Raw genomic sequence first — 15,484 nt, forward strand, 5'->3', positions numbered from 1 at the left:
CTGCGTCGAGACGGGGGTGAGGCTGCTGTTCCGCGTTGCTGTCGCATAGATCCCGGCTTTCGCGATACAATCAAGGCCTTGAGGTGCAATTGGACGTTTCGCCGCAAATCCCGGTTGCAAGGGGGCGGGCGGCCGTTTCCGCTTGTCCGCGGCGAGGGGTGCCCCTGTTCCATCCGCCGGAGCGACGGTTCGTCCGCCTGTCGACGTTTTGACCGTGCCCGGTTGCGGTTGGCGCGGTTCCAGGACACGAGGACCAATCCGATGTCGCCAGTCACCGCCGCTTCTCCGACGCTCGACCGCGACCTTCTGCTGAAGGCGGCACAGGAGCGTCTGTCGCGCTCGCAATGGTCGCGGGAGCGGTTGCGGCGGTTTCAAGACGGCGCGCTGCAATCCGCCCTAAAGCATGCGGTCAATGCGTCACCCTACTATCGCGAAACCATTGGCGACCGCGTGGCGCAGGAGGCCGCACTCAAGGATCTTCCCGTGCTGACGAAGCGGGCGCTGATGGAGAATTTCGACCAGATCGTCACCGACCCGAGGCTGAGCCGGCCACTGGTCGAGGGGCATCTCGGCGGACAGTCTTCCGGCTCGCTTCTGCTTGGTGAATACAAAGCCGTTGCCACGGGCGGAACGACCGGCGAGCGCGGGGTCGCGGTCTTCGATCCCGCAGCCTGGCTATCGGCCATCGCCAACATGGTGCGCTTCCAGGCGATCGTCGGCATCGACGAGACGACGCGCAGTGTTGCCATATTCGCTTCGTCGCCGGTCCATATTTCCTACCATATCGGCGTGGAGCTTCGGGCGCTGAGGCCGCCGGCACCCCGGTTCAACGTGCTGATGCCGATCGAGGAGATCGTGGAGGGCCTCAACCTGAACCAGCCCGAGGTGATCTCGACCTATCCGTCCTTCGTGCGTGTCCTGGCGGGCGAGCAGCAGGCGGGACGGCTGAGGATCAGGCCGCGGCTCTTCCGCACCAGCGCCGAGACCCTGACGGAGGAGGTGCGGGAACTCGCGGCCGAGACCTGGCAGGCGGCTGTGGCCAACAGCTATGTGTGCACCGAGGCAGGGCCGATGGGCCACGAATGCCTGCTTGGCGACGGGCTGCACCTCGCTGAAGACAGCTTCGTCTTCGAGGTGGTGAACGAAAACGATCGCCCGGTGCCCGACGGTACCGAGGGCGCGAAACTGCTGGTCACCACGCTCACCAACCGCGCGCTGCCGCTGGTGCGCTACGAGATCTCCGACATCGTGGCGATGGCGACCGAGCCGTGCCGCTGCGGTCTGCCGTTCTGGCGCATAGGGTCGATTGCCGGGCGCAGGGAAGAGACGCTGCGGCTGCCAAGGCGGGGTGGCGGGATGGTCAATGTGCACGCCCACCGGCTGCGCTCGCCGCTGACGGGTGCGGCCGGGGTGCGGCAATTCCAGTTCGTGCAATTGCCTGATGGCCTGGAGATTACGATTGCCGTGTTCGAGGGCGCCGATGCGGTCGCCGCCGGCGCTGCGGTCGAACAGGGCGTGCGTGCGGCACTCGACGCGGTCGAGGCCGAGCCGGTGGAGTTCCGTGTGCGGGTGGTGGATGCGATCGCGCGTGCGGGCGGCGGCGCGAAGCAAAAGCTGGTGGTCTCCGGCGGCGACTAGGAGAGGGCAGGCGTGATGCAATCGCGGCCAGGCTTCGACCTCGCGGCAAGGATGGACATTCCGGTGGCCGACGGGTGGGCAAGCCGCTTATAGTGTTGATTGGCCGGTCTGAGGCCGATAAGGACCCGGCCTCTTGCCGGCGACTTGCCCGGCCTCTTGCCCGCCATAGGGAGTGATCGAAAGTGAGCGTTGCCTTCACCAAGGAAGAAAGTGCCGAAACCGCGGCGGAGACGTTGTTGCCGGACCGACCGGTTTCGCCGCATCCGAACCTGGTGACGGAAGCCGGGCTGAAGGCGCTGGAGGTGCTGCTTCAGGAGGCGCGCACGGCCTATGAGGCGGCGGCCGCGGTCGACGACGTGAACGAAAAGCGGCGCCAGCAGGCGGGGCCTCTGCGCGACCTGCGTTACCTCAACGAACGGCTGCGCACCGCGCAGCTGATGCCCGAGCCCACGTCCACCGAGGTCGTCGCCTTCGGCAGCACGGTGACCTTCAGCCGTGACGACGGGCGGGTGCAAAAATACCGGATCGTCGGCGAGGACGAGGCGGACCCCAAGGCGGGGTCGATCTCCTATGTCTCGCCGGTGGCGAGGATCCTGATGGGCAAGGCGGTGGGCGACCTGGTCCAGGTCGGCGACCAGGAGCTCGAGGTCGTGGCGATTTCCTGACCGGTCGCGTGTCGGCGTGATCGCGTCGGTAGATAACGATTATAATCGCATCCGATTTAATAGCGTCATCTTGACATTCTCCTGTTCTCGGTATTTATGTCGCATCCGATCTAAATTGGCGGCACCGGATTCATGGACGCACCCGCCGGTGGCTGCGAGATGGCCCGTCGGGTCGTCGGCACGGAGGTGAGAAATGCACAGCAATGGTGATGCCGCGCCGGTTCGCGCCTATCGCGAGTTTTCTCGCGTGCTCGATCCCGATGTCTACGAGCCGCTGCCGGACGACTGGCTGATCGGCATCACGGACGTGGTCAATTCCACCGGCGCGATCCGGGCCGGGCGCTACGAGGACGTCAACTATGTCGGCGCCTCGGCGATTGCCGCGATCGGCAACGCGCGCGGCGATTTCGATTTTCCCTTCGTGTTTCGCGGCGACGGCGCGGCCTTTGCGCTGGCGCCGGGCGGGAAGGCGATGGCAGGTTCGGCGCTGCGGCAGCTCGCCGCCTTTGCAAAGGACCGGTTTGGTCTTGAGCTGCGCGTCGGCCTGCTGACGGTCCGGGACATCCGGGATCATGGCCAGGATGTGCGGATCGCCCGCTACGCCGCATCGGAAAACGCGACCTATGCGATGTTTGCCGGCGGCGGGCTCAAATGGGCGGAGGGCCAACTGAAAGAGGGGCGCTACCTGCTTGCGCCGGAAAGCCCAGGTGCGGAACCGGATCTCACCGGCCTTGCCTGCGAATGGCGGCCGTTTCCAAGCCGCCAGGGGCAGATCCTGTCGCTCTTGGCCGAACCCGCCGACGACGTGGCGCCCGAGCGCTTTGCCGCCGTGGCGCGCGCGGTGATCGCCGTCTTCGACCAGGGACCGCGGCAGTCGCATCCGCTGCCCGAAGAGGTGGGCGTGCCGAAGGACGAGCGGCTGCGGGTTGCGCCCGAGCGCTGGGCCGGCGTCGCCGCCAGCTCCGATTTTCGCAAATACGACGATGGCCTGCGATTGACGGTGGATTGCACCGTCGAACAGATCGACCGCATCCAGGCGATCCTCGCGGCTGCCAAGCTGCGCGGCGAGGTCAATTTCGGGCTGCACCGGCAAAGCCACGCGCTGATGACCTGCCTCGTGCCGTCGGCGCGACCCGATGCGCACTTACATTTTCTCGACGGCATGGATGGAGGCTATGCCAAGGCGGCGGAAATGATGGCGCCGCGCAACCGGATCAGCGCCTGATCCGGCGAAACGGCAAGGGCGGCGGCGAGCCGCCCCCGGGCGCGATGCCGATGGCCCGAACGCCGCGTCGGGCCCTTGCGCGATCGATATCGAGCAAGGAGTGCCGCAGGTGCTAGGGCGCTTCCCCGAGTTCCGTTATTCCTTCCTTGTTCCAGGTTGGCCGGCGCCGAGCAGGTTGTCGCGCAGCTTTGCCACCGACTGCTGCACCGTGCCGAACTCGTTGCCGAGGCCGATGGTGTCGGTCAGCGCGGCACCCGGATCCGCATCCACCACGGCCTGGCCGGCCGGCGTCAGCGTCAGCCGTACCTGCCGTTCGTCTGCCGGATCGCGTCGGCGCTGAAGGTAACCGTCGGCCTCGAGCTTCTTCAGGATCGGCGTCAGCGTGTTCGATTCCAGGAAGAGCTTTTCGCCAAGCATGCCCACCGTCTGGTCGTCCTCTTCCGACAGCGCCACCAGGGTGACGTACTGGGTATAGGTCAGGCCCAGCTTGTCGAGCAGGGGCTTGTAGGCGCGGCCGAAGGCGAGATTGGCCGAATAGATCGCAAAGCACAGGAAGCTGGAGAGCTTCTTGCCGCCCTTGGTCTTAGCTGCGCCCGGCTCCTTGGCTGACTTGGATGTGGACATGGGAATCTTTTTTCCTTTTCGCTATCGGCACTTAATATAAATCGTATCCGATTAAATCGCAATGGTGTTGACGCTCTCTCAAGCTTTGCGTATATACATCGCATCCGATTGAAGCGGATGCGATTAAAAAATCAAACAGAGAGGAAAATGCACATGACCGAGAAGCTCGTTTTCACCGGCAAGACCCACAACACCAGCGGCCGCAATGGCGGCACCGTCAGCAGCGACGGCACGCTGAACCTGAAGCTGCCGCAGCCGCATCCGGCCGCCGAAAACCTGTTCGGCGCCGCCTGGTCGGCCTGTTACATGGGCGCGATCGAGCTTGCCGCCCAGCAGCGCAAGGTGAAGCTTCCGGCCGGCCCCGAGGTCGACACCGAGATCGACCTCAACGTCAAGGACGGTTCCTACTTCCTGCGCGCCCGCATGAACGTTACCCTTGATGGTCTCGACCGCGACATCGCCCATGAGATCATCCACGCCGCCCACGAGATCTGCCCCTACTCCAAGGCAGTGCACGGCAACATCGACGTCGAGACCAACCTCGTCTAAGGCCGCCAACCGGACGTCAGCGCCAAAACCAGCGGGCCATCAGACGTCACGTTCAGAGTTTTTCGGGGATGCGCCGGCCCATGCCGCGCATCCCCGGTCGTTTTTTGGGGGCGCCGCGACGGCGGCCGTCCTTCGGTGCTGCGCGTGCGTGTTGTTCGACGACGTCTCACCAAGCCATCGCGCCTTGACAGCCAGAACGTGTGGGCGGACACTCCCTTCGCCTGGTCCCCTTCTGAAAAGGAATGCGGCGATGTTCGGCGGATCTATGGAACGGCATGGGCACGTCTGGTCCGCTTGCGGCCAGTCTTCGTTTTGGACGCTGCTGCGATCGTTTAAGGTCATGCCCGGCCAGGCCAAGTTGCTGCCCGCCGCCGGAACATGGCTGGCTGCGGCCTTTCTGCTCGCCTCCGGTGAAATCGCCGCGGCCGATGACGTCCTGTTCGAGGGTGTCCGGATCTTCGACGGGAAGGGGGCCGAGCTTTCCGCTCCGTCGAACGTGCTCGTCAAGGACAATCTGATCACGCGGATATCGACAGACCCGATCGACGCTGAAGGTGCGCTGAGGATCGCCGGGAACGGCCGAACGCTGATGCCGGGGCTGATCGATGCCCATTGGCACGCCATGCTCATACGCGTTACGCCCGCCGGGGCGTTTGGCGACATCGGCTACACCACGCTTCTGGCAGGGGCCGAGGCTACGGACACCCTGATGCGTGGCTTCACCACGGTGCGCGACGTCGGAGGCCCTGCCTTCAGCCTGAAACGGGCCATCGATGAAGGCATCATTGCCGGTCCACGCATCTATCCTTCCGGCGCCATGATCACCGTGACCAGCGGGCATGGTGATTTCCGGTCGTTCACCGACCTGCCGCGCAGGATCGGCGGCCCGCCCACCCGCATGGAAGTGGTCGGCGGCAGCCTCGTCGTCGACGGGCCTGACGAAGTGCGCACGCGCGTTCGCGAGCAGTTCATGCAAGGCGCGACGCAGGTCAAGCTCACGGGCGGGGGCGGCGTCTCCTCGCCGCACAGCCCGCTCGATGTGACGACCTTTACCGAGGCCGAGCTTCGCGCCGCCGTCGAAATCGCCAACAACTGGCACAGCTATGTGGTCGTGCACGCCTTCACCTCGGAAGCCATCAAGCTGGCGGTCCTCTCCGGCGTGAAATGTATCGAGCACGGTTTCCTCATGGATGAGGATACCGCACGGCTCCTGGCCGAGCGCGACGTGTGGCTGAGCCTGCAGCCGCTTCCGGAAATGATGCGGCTGGGCCTGCCCGAGGGCTCCGTGCAGCGCGAAAAGGCCGAGGAGGTCTGGCCCGGCATCGAACGGAGCTACCAGCTTGCGAAGAAATACAAGATCAAGACTGCCTGGGGCACCGACGTGCTGTTTTCCGCTGATCTCGCCAAGCAGCAGGGCGCCATTCTCGCGTCGCTGACCCGCTGGTACACGCCCGCCGAGGCGCTGATCATGGCCACCGGAACCAATGCCGAGCTCTTGGCGCTCTCCGGTCCGCGCAATCCCTATCCCGGCAAACTCGGCGTCGTCGAGGAGGGGGCCTTTGCGGACCTCCTGCTCGTCGAGGGCAACCCGCTCGAGAACATCCAGCTCGTTGCCGATCCTAAGACCAACTTCAAGATCATCATGAAGGACGGAGTGATCCACAAGAACACCCTTCCGTGAGGCCGAGAGCCGACACGTGGATCGCGCAACATGCTCGCCGGGCGCGCTCGGCCGCTGGCAGCGTCTGGCCGAGCTGGCGCGGCTGGTCTTTGCCGAGCCGAGCCCGGGGCCGGTCAAGCACTGGCTCTGGCGCCAAGGATTGATCGACAGCCCGGAGATGCGGCTGCCGATGGTGCAGGTCAGCGACCAGCTGGCGGCGCGGATCGACCGGGCGGTGGGCCGGGAATCACGCAAAAGCGAGACCTCACGGGAATGTAATTTGGCCGATTGCCGCGCCTGTTGGTATTTTCGCGCCTTCGCATGGAGAGGGGAGCGGCCCTTGGGGCCGATGGTCGCATGCCTTACAACCTCACGGTCAATGGAAAGAGCTATGCCGTCGATGTGGACGGCGATATCCCGCTGCTATGGGTCCTGCGCGACACCATCGGGCTGACGGGCACCAAGTTTGGCTGCGGCATCGCCATGTGCGGCGCCTGCACGGTGCATGTCGACGGACTGCCCGTGCGGTCCTGCATCCTGTCGGTGTCGGAGGCGGCGGAAAAGCCGGTCACCACGATCGAGGCGATTGGCGACACACCCGAGGGCAGGAAGATACAGCAGGCCTGGCTCGACATCGACGTCGTGCAATGCGGCTACTGTCAGTCCGGGCAGATCATGTCGGCAACCGCGCTCCTTGCGGCCAATGCGAAGCCGAGCGACGACGACATCGACGCGGTCATGGCCGGAAACATCTGTCGATGCGGCACCTATCCGCGCATCCGCGCCGCCATCAAGCTTGCAGCGCAGGGGTGATGCCATGTCCATTTTCGACAGAGCCAATCTTGCCGTATCGCGCCGCCAGCTTCTGATTGGCGCATCGCTGACGGGTGCGGGGCTGGTGATCGGCTTCAAGCCCCATGCGGTCGCCGCAGCGAGCGAACCCTTCGCACCGAACGCCTTCATCCGCATTCCCCAGGAAGGCAAGATCACCTTCGTCATGCCCTCGGTGGAAATGGGGCAGGGCATCTATACGGCGGTCGCGATGATGCTCGCCGAGGAGCTGGAGGTCGGCCTCGACCAGGTGACGCTCGAACACGCGCCGGCCGATCCCAAGCAATATGCCAATCCGCTGCTCGGCGACCAGATCACGGGCGGCTCGCTCGCCATCCGCGGCATCTACGAGCAGATGCGCAAGGCGGGAGCCACGGCCCGCATCATGCTCATCGCTGCTGCGGCGCGCGAATGGGGTGTTTCGCCGGACGCCTGCAAGGCCGAGGCCGGACATGTGGTCGAGACCGGCGGCAGCCGCCGTGCGGCCTATGGCAGCCTGATTACGGCGGCGGCTTCTGAAGTCGTGCCGCAGGATGTGCCGCTGAAGCCCGCCTCCAGCTACCGGGTGATCGGAAAGCCCGCCCATCGCCTCGACAGTCCGGAGAAGGTGAACGGCACGGCGAAATTCGGCATCGATGCCCGCCCGGATGGCGTCTCCTATGCGGCGATCGCGATCTGTCCGCACTTCAACGGCAAGCTTCGCGCGGTCGACGAGGCGCCGGCGATGGCGGTCAAGGGCGTGACCCAGGTGGTGCGCATCGAGGAGGCCGTGGCGGTCGTCGCCGACAATACCGGTGCAGCGCGAAAGGGGTTGGCGGCGCTTTCGATCGACTGGGATCCGGGCCCGAGCGCCTCGGTCTCTCAAAGCGAGCTCGAGCGCCAGATGGACGCGGCGATCGACGGCAAGGCCCTACCGCACGTCAACGAGGGCGACGTCGCCAGGGCCGAAGCGGAACACGGGCCGGTGCACGAATTCGTCTACCGCATGCCGATCCTGACCCATTCGGCCATGGAGCCGATGAACTGCACGGTGCATGTGCGCCCCGACGGTTGCGAGGTCTGGGTGGGAACGCAGATCATGAGCCGGGCGCGACAGGCGGCGGCCGACGTGACCGGCCTGCCGCTCGAAAAGGTGGTGGTGCACAACCATCTGCTCGGCGGTGGCTTCGGCCGCAGGCTCGATGTCGATGGCATTATCCTTTCGACCAAGATCGCCAAGCAGGTCAGCGGCCCGGTCAAGGTCACCTGGAGCCGGGAGGAAGACATCCGCCACGACTGCTATCGCTACCTGAACTACAGCAAGGTGACGGCGACGCTTGGGCCCGATGGCCTGCCGGTCTCCTGGCGGCACCGGGTGATCGGTCCTTCGGTCATGGCGCGCTGGCTGCCGGCCTTCACCAAGGACGGGGTCGACCTCGACCAGATGGGCGGGGCGGAATCGCCCTATGCCATCCCCAACAGGCAGACCGACTTCGCCCGCCACGAGGCGCCCGACGGCATGCTGACCGGCAACTGGCGGGGCGTCGGCGCCACGCGCAACGTGCCCCCGGTCGAATGCGGCATCGACGAGCTGGCCGAACTGGCGGGCATCGATCCGCTCGACTACCGGCGACGGCTGCTGCAGCACAAGCCGCGGCTGCTCGGCGCGCTCGAACTCGCCGCCGAGAAGGCGGGCTGGTCGAGCCCGCTCGAAAAAGGCAAGGGGCGGGGCATCGCGGTTGCCGAGGATTTCGGCAGCTTCGCCGCGATGATCGCCGAAGTGAGCATCGGCGCGGATGGCAGGTTCAAGACCGACCGGATCGTCTGTGCGGTCGACTGCGGCCAGGTGATCAACCCGGACACGGTGGAGGCGCAGATCCAGAGCGGCGTCGTCTATGGCCTGAGTGCTGCGCTCTACGGGCGCATCACCGTCGAAAACGGCGCGGTGGTCGAGGGCAACTTCGACGATGCCCCGGTCCTGCGCATCAACGAAACGCCGCCGATCGAGGTGCATATCGTGCCGAGCGCCGAGGCGCCCGGCGGTATCGGCGAGGTGGGCACGCCCGGCGTTGCGCCGGCGCTCCTGAACGCCATCTTCATGGCGACCGGCAAGCGGCTCAGAACCCTGCCGATCGACCAGACGGACCTCAGGAGGGTGTGACCGTGGCCAAGCGCACACTCGCTCTTACCCTTGGCATCGCGCTCGCCGTCGCCGGTCTCGTCGCCGCTTTCGAGCCGATCCGCGGCCATGCCGAAACCTCCGGCGGCGGTGCGTTGAAAGGCGCCGCCGACTTCGCCTCGATCGCCGATGCCAAGGCGCGCTCGAAGGCGATCTTTGCCGAGGCAAGCCGGGTGCTCACCCATCCGCGCTGCATCAACTGTCACCCGGCGACGCGCAGCCCGACGCAAGGCGAGGACATGCACCCGCATGTGCCGCTGATGATTGCGGCCGACAGCTCGATGGGACCGGCCGGCCTTGCCTGCAGCACCTGCCATGGCGCGGAAAACCGGGCGATCGTCGGCAGCCGGCTGAAATCCATACCCGGCAATGCCCATTGGCAGCTTGCGCCCGAAAGCATGGCCTGGCAGGGGCTCAGCGTTGGTGAGATCTGTCAGCAGGTGAAGGACACGGAGCGCAACGGCAACCGTTCCCATGCCGATCTGATCAAGCACATGGGCGAGGATCATCTGGTCGGCTGGGCCTGGCATCCGGGCGAGGGGCGCAGCGCGCCGCCCGGCTCGCAAGCCGAGTTCGCCGCGCTGATTGCCGCCTGGGTGGAGACCGGCGCCGAATGTCCGGACTGAGCGAAAGCGCATGTCCGGACTGAGCGGAACTCAAGTTTGGGCCAAGCGGGTTGGATTGCCGGCGAGCTCTGTATCAGGCTGTTGAAGCGCGCGCCGCGCACGGCGTCATGCAATCTTCAGCAGCCTTCGCCAGGCCTGCCCATTGTCGCCGGCGGGATCGATGCCCTGCGCTCCGAGGAAGGGCAGCCACTGCCAGTCTTCGCTGCCGGTGCAGGCGAGCGGGACCCAGCGCTCGATCAGGTCACGAAACGACGGCGCCATAACCGTGCCATGGCCTTCGCCGTCGTCGTGGCTCAAGTAGACCACCTGGCCCAGATGTCGTGGCCTGAGATCGATTGCCAGCAGATCGCCGTTGCCAACATCCTGAAACGCCAGCTTGTCGTGCCACACGCTGTCATAGGCGTCTTCGGGATCGGCGAAGCAGGCCTTGATCCAGCCTCTTCGCTTCTCTTCGCATTGAAGCACGAGGCCCGAACACCAGCACAGATCGCCGCCGAAATTCCCCGCGAAAGGCGGCGGGAATTCCAATCCCCCCGGTGCGGACCAACCGAATTCGACGTGCCGCGAGACCGTGGTCAGCACATCACGCAACGCGGATGGAAGAGGCAGCCCGAGTTCTGCCTCCACTCTGCGGATGTCGGTCTCGGACGCCGGCGGGTCGAACACGAGTTCGCGCGCCTCGTATCCTTGCGCTGCGAGCCTGCCGAGGATTTGGCCGAGGTCATGTTCGAGAGTTTGGAACGTCATCTGCAGGATCTGATCGCCACCAGGTGAAATTGATCCGGCCAAGTAACTGTAAACAACTGAAAATTGCAAGATCGAGTGTGCGCCGCGGGGGCCGGGATGGGCACACGCCGCCGCGCCGGCGCCGGCCCCTCCTTGACAATGCAGCCGGACTGTTCGACCTTCGCGCCCATGACCTGCCGCCTCGCCAAACTGACGACCGTGAAAAAAGCCCCGTGCCCGGGGCTTTCGGTCGTTGCGCGCAGAGCATCATAGCAAGCACAAGGATCAGATCGACCCCGCCGGTTCGGACGGGGTTTTCGCTTGCGCTCCGTCTCCGGTTTTTTTGAAGGAGATGGAATTTCATGGAAAGCACACAATCAACGCCGAGCGGTCTCTGGCTGCCGCTGATCACGCCCTTTCGCGACGGCGAACTTGACGAGCGCTCGCTGCGCCGGCTCGTGGCGCACTATGCCGCCGAGCCGATCGACGGCTTCATTCTCGGCGCCACCACCGGCGAGGGCATGGCGCTCGACGAGGCGGAATGCGAGCGGCTGGTCGCAATCACCCGGGAGGCGCTGGCAGCGGCGGGCAGGTCGATCCCTGTCTATTTCGGGCTTTCCGGCAGCGATACGCGCAAGACCGTGAAGGCGCTTGAGCGGACGGCAGCCTGGAATGTTGCCGGCTACCTGATTGCCTGCCCCTATTACACGCGGCCGTCGCAGCGGGGGCTCCTCGCGCATTTCTCGGCTCTTGCCGACGCGACCGCGCGGCCGATCCTGATCTACAACATTCCCTACCGGACGGGCGTCAACCTCGGCAACGAGACGATGCTGCAACTGGCGGAGCGGCAAAATATCGTCGGGGTCAAGGATTGTTGTGCGGATGCGACGCAATCCTTCGACCTCCTGCGCCACAAGCCCCGGGATTTCGCCGTACTGACCGGCGAGGACCCGCTGTTCTACACGGCGCTGACCCAAGGCGCGGAGGGTGGGATCACGGCGTCCGCCCATGTGCGGACGGCCTCCTTTGCCGCAATCCGCAACCGGCTCCTTGCCGGTGATCAGCCGGGCGCGCTTGCCGAATGGCAGCGCCTTGCCGATCTGCCGCGGCTGCTCTTTGCCGAGCCAAGCCCAGGACCGATCAAGCATTGGCTCTGGCGCGCGGGGCTGATCGACAGCCCGGAGATGCGCCTGCCGATGGTTCCGGTCAGCGACGAGCTGGCGTTGAGGATCGAACGGGCGATGGCGGCGCAGGGCGGCCGGAACTGACCTTGCGACGCCTTTGAGGTAGGGCGGTCGGGAAGATCGCCCTGCTTTGCCTGCCATTTGCGGCGAATTTTAACAGTTACGTACTTTCGCCGAGCGGCCTGTTTCGGCAGGATGGCGGTTCCTGCGCGCGGCGCCTCAGAGCACGCGCGCAACACTGCCGGGCCTTGAAATGCCGCAGTCTTGAAATGCCGCAGGCGAGGAAACACAGAGCCACCCTTCGAAGCGTTCCGTGCCTGAGCCGTCACGGTCCAGGACGAAATGCCGATTTCCCGGTGAAGGACGACGTCGGGCGAGGTGGGACGGCATGCCGGCAAGGGGACCATCCGCGGGCCCTTGCCAAGACCGATTATCGGGACGCCAGGAGACGATGATGAAGACGACATCCGGCAAGACACTGGAGATCACCCGGAGGGACATGATGAAAGGCGGGATCGGCGCCGCGACGCTTACGGCGGTCGGTGCCGGGGCGGCGGTGCCGGCGGCGGTCACGGCCGCCTCGCTTGCGGCCTCCGCCGGTCCGGCGCTGGCGCAGCAGGCGCTGGGGCCAGGTGCTCCGACCTTGCCCGTGACCGGTGTTGCCATGCATCCGGGTTATGCCCGCACGATCGCGCAGATGGCCTATGTCTGGGGTTGGCCGATCGTCAACATGCTGAACCGCAAGGCCAGGATCACCCAGGCGCCGAGCCCCGGCCTGCTTGGCGGCATTCTGCCGGTTGCCCCGCGCGGCCAGGTGGGCATGCTGCACGACTATATCGAGCCCTCGGAAACCTTCGTCACATGCCCCAACCAGGATGTGGTCTACGGCCTCGGCTTCTTCGAGCTCGACGATGAGCCCGTCGTCGCGCAGGTGCCCGATTTCGGCGATCGCTTCTGGGTCTATGCGCTTTACGATGCGCGCACCGACCAGTTCGGCCAGCTTGGAAAGCCCTATGGCACCAAGCCCGGTTTCTACCTGCTTGTCGGTCCCGGCTGGGACGGGCTGAAGCCCGCGGGCATCACCGATATCATCCGGTCGCCGACCTCGCTTGCCAACGCCATTCCGCGCATCTTCCAGGACGACACGGGCGAGGACAACAAGGATATTCAACCGGTTATCAACCAGGTCGTGTTCTATCCGCTCAAGGATTTTACCGGCGAGATGAAGACGATCGAATGGGCGAAGCTCGCCGATATTCCCGCCCCATCGGCCGATGACGCGGCGAGCGAGGGCGAGACGAAGTGGGTGGTGCCGGAAAAATTCTTCGAACAGTTTCCCGATGCGGTCGCCGCAGCCGATCCGCTGCCGGGGGAGGAAGCGCTCTATGCGCAGTTCCGTCTGCTGATCGACGCCACCGAAAGGGACGAGGAGCTGAAGCAGATGCTCGTCGATACGGCGATCGAGACCGAGGAAAAGGTGATTGCCCCCTTCTTCGACTGGCAGCGCAACGGGCTTCCGGCCGGCAACGGCTGGAACCGCTCGGTCAACAACGCGCAATGGGGCATCGACTACTTCAACCGGACGGGAACGGCCAAGTCGAACATGTTCGACAACAGGCCTTCGGAAACGCAATACTTCTATACCGATTTCGACGGTGCGGGCGATCAGCTGACCGGCGTAAAGCTCTACGAGATCACGTTCGCGCGGGGTGAGGATCCGCCGGTCAACGGTTTCTGGTCGCTGACCCTCTACAACGACAAGCACCTGTTCCACCCCAACGAGCACGAGCGCTATTCGCTCGGCACCAAGTCCCGGCAGATGAAGCGCAACGAGGACGGCTCCCTGACGATCTATGTGAGCGCCGAACGGCCCGGCGGGGACAAGGACAGCAACTGGCTGCCGGCACCGCACGGGATCTTCTCGCTCTACATCCGCGCCTACTGGGGCAAGGAGGGCATCCTCGACGGCACCTGGCAGCCGCCGAAGATCACGGTTGCGGCGTGACGAGGCCGTGGGAGATCAACGGCAGCGCTCCATCCGCGCGGCTCCAGTGAAGCGCTCCGGCGCCGATCAACGCCAGAAGCGCTTGACGTCGATCACGTCGTCGAGCGCGCCCTGCGCCCGGTCGATCAGCTTGTCCTTGTCGGCGTGCACGACCAGTGTTTCGGCGTCCGGGTGATCCTGAAGGCCGATTTCGCAAAGCACATGCGGCGCCGAGACGAGATCGTTGAGCGTGCCGAGCTCGTCCTGTAGCGCGGACATCGCCCCGATGAAGCGCTTGTGCCGCCTGGCGCCGCGCTTGTCGTCGAACAGCGCTGCGAAGAATTCGGCGGCATAGCGCAGCTTCTTGGCGTCCTTGCGGGCCTCGTGCCGCTCCTCGTCGTCGACCTTGGCAAGCGCGCGGCCATGTTTCTTCAGTTTCTTGCGCTCTCGATCGAGTACCGCCTCGGCGAAATCGGCGGCCGTCCGATCGCGAAACTCGGCGGGCGGCGCCGAAAGATACAGGCCGCAATGCAGCCATTCGTAGAGGTCGAGCATGAGGGCGCGGCCGCGGCTGCCATCAAGCGCCTCGAAGAGGTCCGCATAGCGGGCGGCGCGGGCCGTCTTCAGGCGCTCGCCAAGTTCCGGCTGCGCCGCGCGCGCAAGCAGAACGTCGACGTCGCGGGCCTTGCCGAAGACACCGGCCAGCCATTTGAGCTCGCCCTTCAGGCGCTCGCTCTCGTCGTCCTGAAGCAGATCCCTGTAAAGCGAGAAGGCCGAGCGCAGGCGCCGAAGGGCAACCCGGGCCTGGTGCAGGGCCTCCGGGTTTTGGCGCGCACGCAACACATCCTCGTTCAGGCGATGGTGGCGAAGACAGGCAAGGGCGACCGTGCGGAAGCTCTTCGTCACCCGCATCTCACGGTCGAGCTCGACCGGCTCGGCCTTGAAGACCATCTGTTCCGCATCGATGAGGCGGAAGCCGCGCTCGGCCTTGGACATGACGCCGAAGCGGATGGGAACGATCGCCTCGATGCGGCGGGCAAGGGTGAAGAGCGCCTTCGGGTCGCCGTTCTTGAGCTCGAGTTCGATCTCGCCGATCGCCGTCTGCCGGGTGCCCGCGGTGATCAGGCCGCGGTCGAGCACGACCTCGATCTCGGCGCCATCCTGCTCGACGTTCCAGGTGCTGCGTTCGACATCGACGGTAAAGTGCGCGGCAAGATCGCCCGCCTCGAGGTCGAACTGGGCGGCGAGCGGGGTGGTGTGATCGACCACCGGCTCATCGCCGGCAAGCGGCTGCTCCCATTCCGGCCGGGCGAAAACCGACGCGCTCGCGCCGGTCGCCTTGATCGTCTGGGTTCGGGCGGCGCCGACCGTGCGGATGCGCAGCGTGAAGCCCGACTGGAACAGGTCGCGGGCGCGCGTATCGAAATAGACGGACCGCTGGTTTTCGACGCTCACCGGCTCGCCGAGCAGCCCGGATGCGGCGAAGCGGTCGAGATCATCAGGCGCAAGCTCGAGCTTGAGTTCGATTTCCGTGTTCAACCCCATCCTCCATGAGCGCAAGCAACAATACCATAACGCCATATGAGCACATTGGTTCGCGTTCTGAATGACATG

General features: G+C 65.4%; 13 protein-coding genes. 10 read left to right on the forward strand and 3 right to left on the reverse strand.

The window, feature by feature from the left end; translation table 11 throughout:
- The first annotated feature begins 261 nt into the window (after nt 1-261).
- The 3 genes from XB14_RS06050 to XB14_RS06060 all read left to right on the forward strand — a co-directional run bounded on the left by XB14_RS06050 (nt 262) and on the right by XB14_RS06060 (nt 3,528).
- The gene (locus tag XB14_RS06050; RefSeq protein ID WP_234803980.1) at nt 262-1,638 is read left to right on the forward strand and encodes a phenylacetate--CoA ligase family protein; all 1,377 of its coding nucleotides are present in this window, start codon (nt 262-264) and stop codon (nt 1,636-1,638) included.
- A gap of 182 nt (nt 1,639-1,820) precedes the next feature.
- Entirely contained in the window at nt 1,821-2,303 is a 483-nt protein-coding gene (greA, locus tag XB14_RS06055) for a transcription elongation factor GreA (protein WP_077960753.1), read from the forward strand.
- A gap of 193 nt (nt 2,304-2,496) precedes the next feature.
- Nucleotides 2,497-3,528, forward strand: a complete 1,032-nt coding sequence (locus XB14_RS06060) for a DUF3095 family protein (RefSeq protein ID WP_077960754.1) — start codon at nt 2,497-2,499, stop codon at nt 3,526-3,528.
- 135 nt (nt 3,529-3,663) lie between these two features.
- Here the strand turns inward: XB14_RS06060 and XB14_RS06065 are convergent, their stop codons facing one another.
- On the reverse strand, nt 3,664-4,152 hold the full coding sequence (locus XB14_RS06065) for a MarR family winged helix-turn-helix transcriptional regulator (protein WP_077960755.1): 489 nt from the start codon (nt 4,150-4,152) through the stop codon (nt 3,664-3,666).
- A 153-nt stretch (nt 4,153-4,305) separates the two neighbouring features.
- Between XB14_RS06065 and XB14_RS06070 the strand changes: the two genes are divergently transcribed.
- From XB14_RS06070 to XB14_RS06090, 5 genes are all read left to right on the forward strand, one after another.
- Nucleotides 4,306-4,701 (forward strand): Ohr family peroxiredoxin, encoded by a 396-nt coding sequence (locus XB14_RS06070; RefSeq protein ID WP_077960756.1) that lies wholly within the window; start codon nt 4,306-4,308, stop codon nt 4,699-4,701.
- A 340-nt stretch (nt 4,702-5,041) separates the two neighbouring features.
- Entirely contained in the window at nt 5,042-6,382 is a 1,341-nt protein-coding gene (locus tag XB14_RS06075) for a metal-dependent hydrolase family protein (RefSeq protein ID WP_077961900.1), read from the forward strand.
- Nucleotides 6,383-6,718: 336 nt separating this feature from the next.
- A complete protein-coding gene (locus XB14_RS06080; protein ID WP_077960757.1) occupies nt 6,719-7,174 on the forward strand; it encodes a (2Fe-2S)-binding protein in 456 nt (151 codons plus the stop codon).
- Nucleotides 7,175-7,178: 4 nt separating this feature from the next.
- Entirely contained in the window at nt 7,179-9,332 is a 2,154-nt protein-coding gene (locus XB14_RS06085) for a xanthine dehydrogenase family protein molybdopterin-binding subunit (RefSeq protein ID WP_077960758.1), read from the forward strand.
- Between the two features lie 2 nt (nt 9,333-9,334).
- On the forward strand, nt 9,335-9,976 hold the full coding sequence (locus XB14_RS06090; RefSeq protein WP_077960759.1) for an Isoquinoline 1-oxidoreductase subunit: 642 nt from the start codon (nt 9,335-9,337) through the stop codon (nt 9,974-9,976).
- 105 nt (nt 9,977-10,081) lie between these two features.
- Here XB14_RS06090 and XB14_RS06095 read toward each other — a convergent pair whose 3' ends face one another.
- Nucleotides 10,082-10,765: an SMI1/KNR4 family protein gene (locus XB14_RS06095; RefSeq protein ID WP_143348248.1), complete on the reverse strand. Its 684-nt coding sequence runs from the start codon at nt 10,763-10,765 to the stop codon at nt 10,082-10,084.
- Nucleotides 10,766-11,064: 299 nt separating this feature from the next.
- On the opposite strand from XB14_RS06095, the gene dapA reads away from it, so the two are divergent.
- Both dapA and XB14_RS06105 read left to right on the forward strand, forming a co-directional pair.
- Nucleotides 11,065-11,970, forward strand: coding sequence for a 4-hydroxy-tetrahydrodipicolinate synthase (gene dapA, locus XB14_RS06100; RefSeq protein ID WP_077960761.1), 906 nt, complete (start codon nt 11,065-11,067; stop codon nt 11,968-11,970).
- 370 nt (nt 11,971-12,340) lie between these two features.
- A complete protein-coding gene (locus tag XB14_RS06105) occupies nt 12,341-13,891 on the forward strand; it encodes a DUF1254 domain-containing protein (protein ID WP_077960762.1) in 1,551 nt (516 codons plus the stop codon).
- A gap of 66 nt (nt 13,892-13,957) precedes the next feature.
- Here XB14_RS06105 and XB14_RS06110 read toward each other — a convergent pair whose 3' ends face one another.
- Entirely contained in the window at nt 13,958-15,415 is a 1,458-nt protein-coding gene (locus XB14_RS06110; protein ID WP_234803981.1) for a CYTH and CHAD domain-containing protein, read from the reverse strand.
- Nucleotides 15,416-15,484: the final 69 nt, after the last annotated feature.

This window comes from Ensifer adhaerens, assembly GCF_002007205.1.
GTDB classification, from domain to species: Bacteria; Pseudomonadota; Alphaproteobacteria; order Rhizobiales; family Rhizobiaceae; genus Ensifer; species Ensifer adhaerens_D.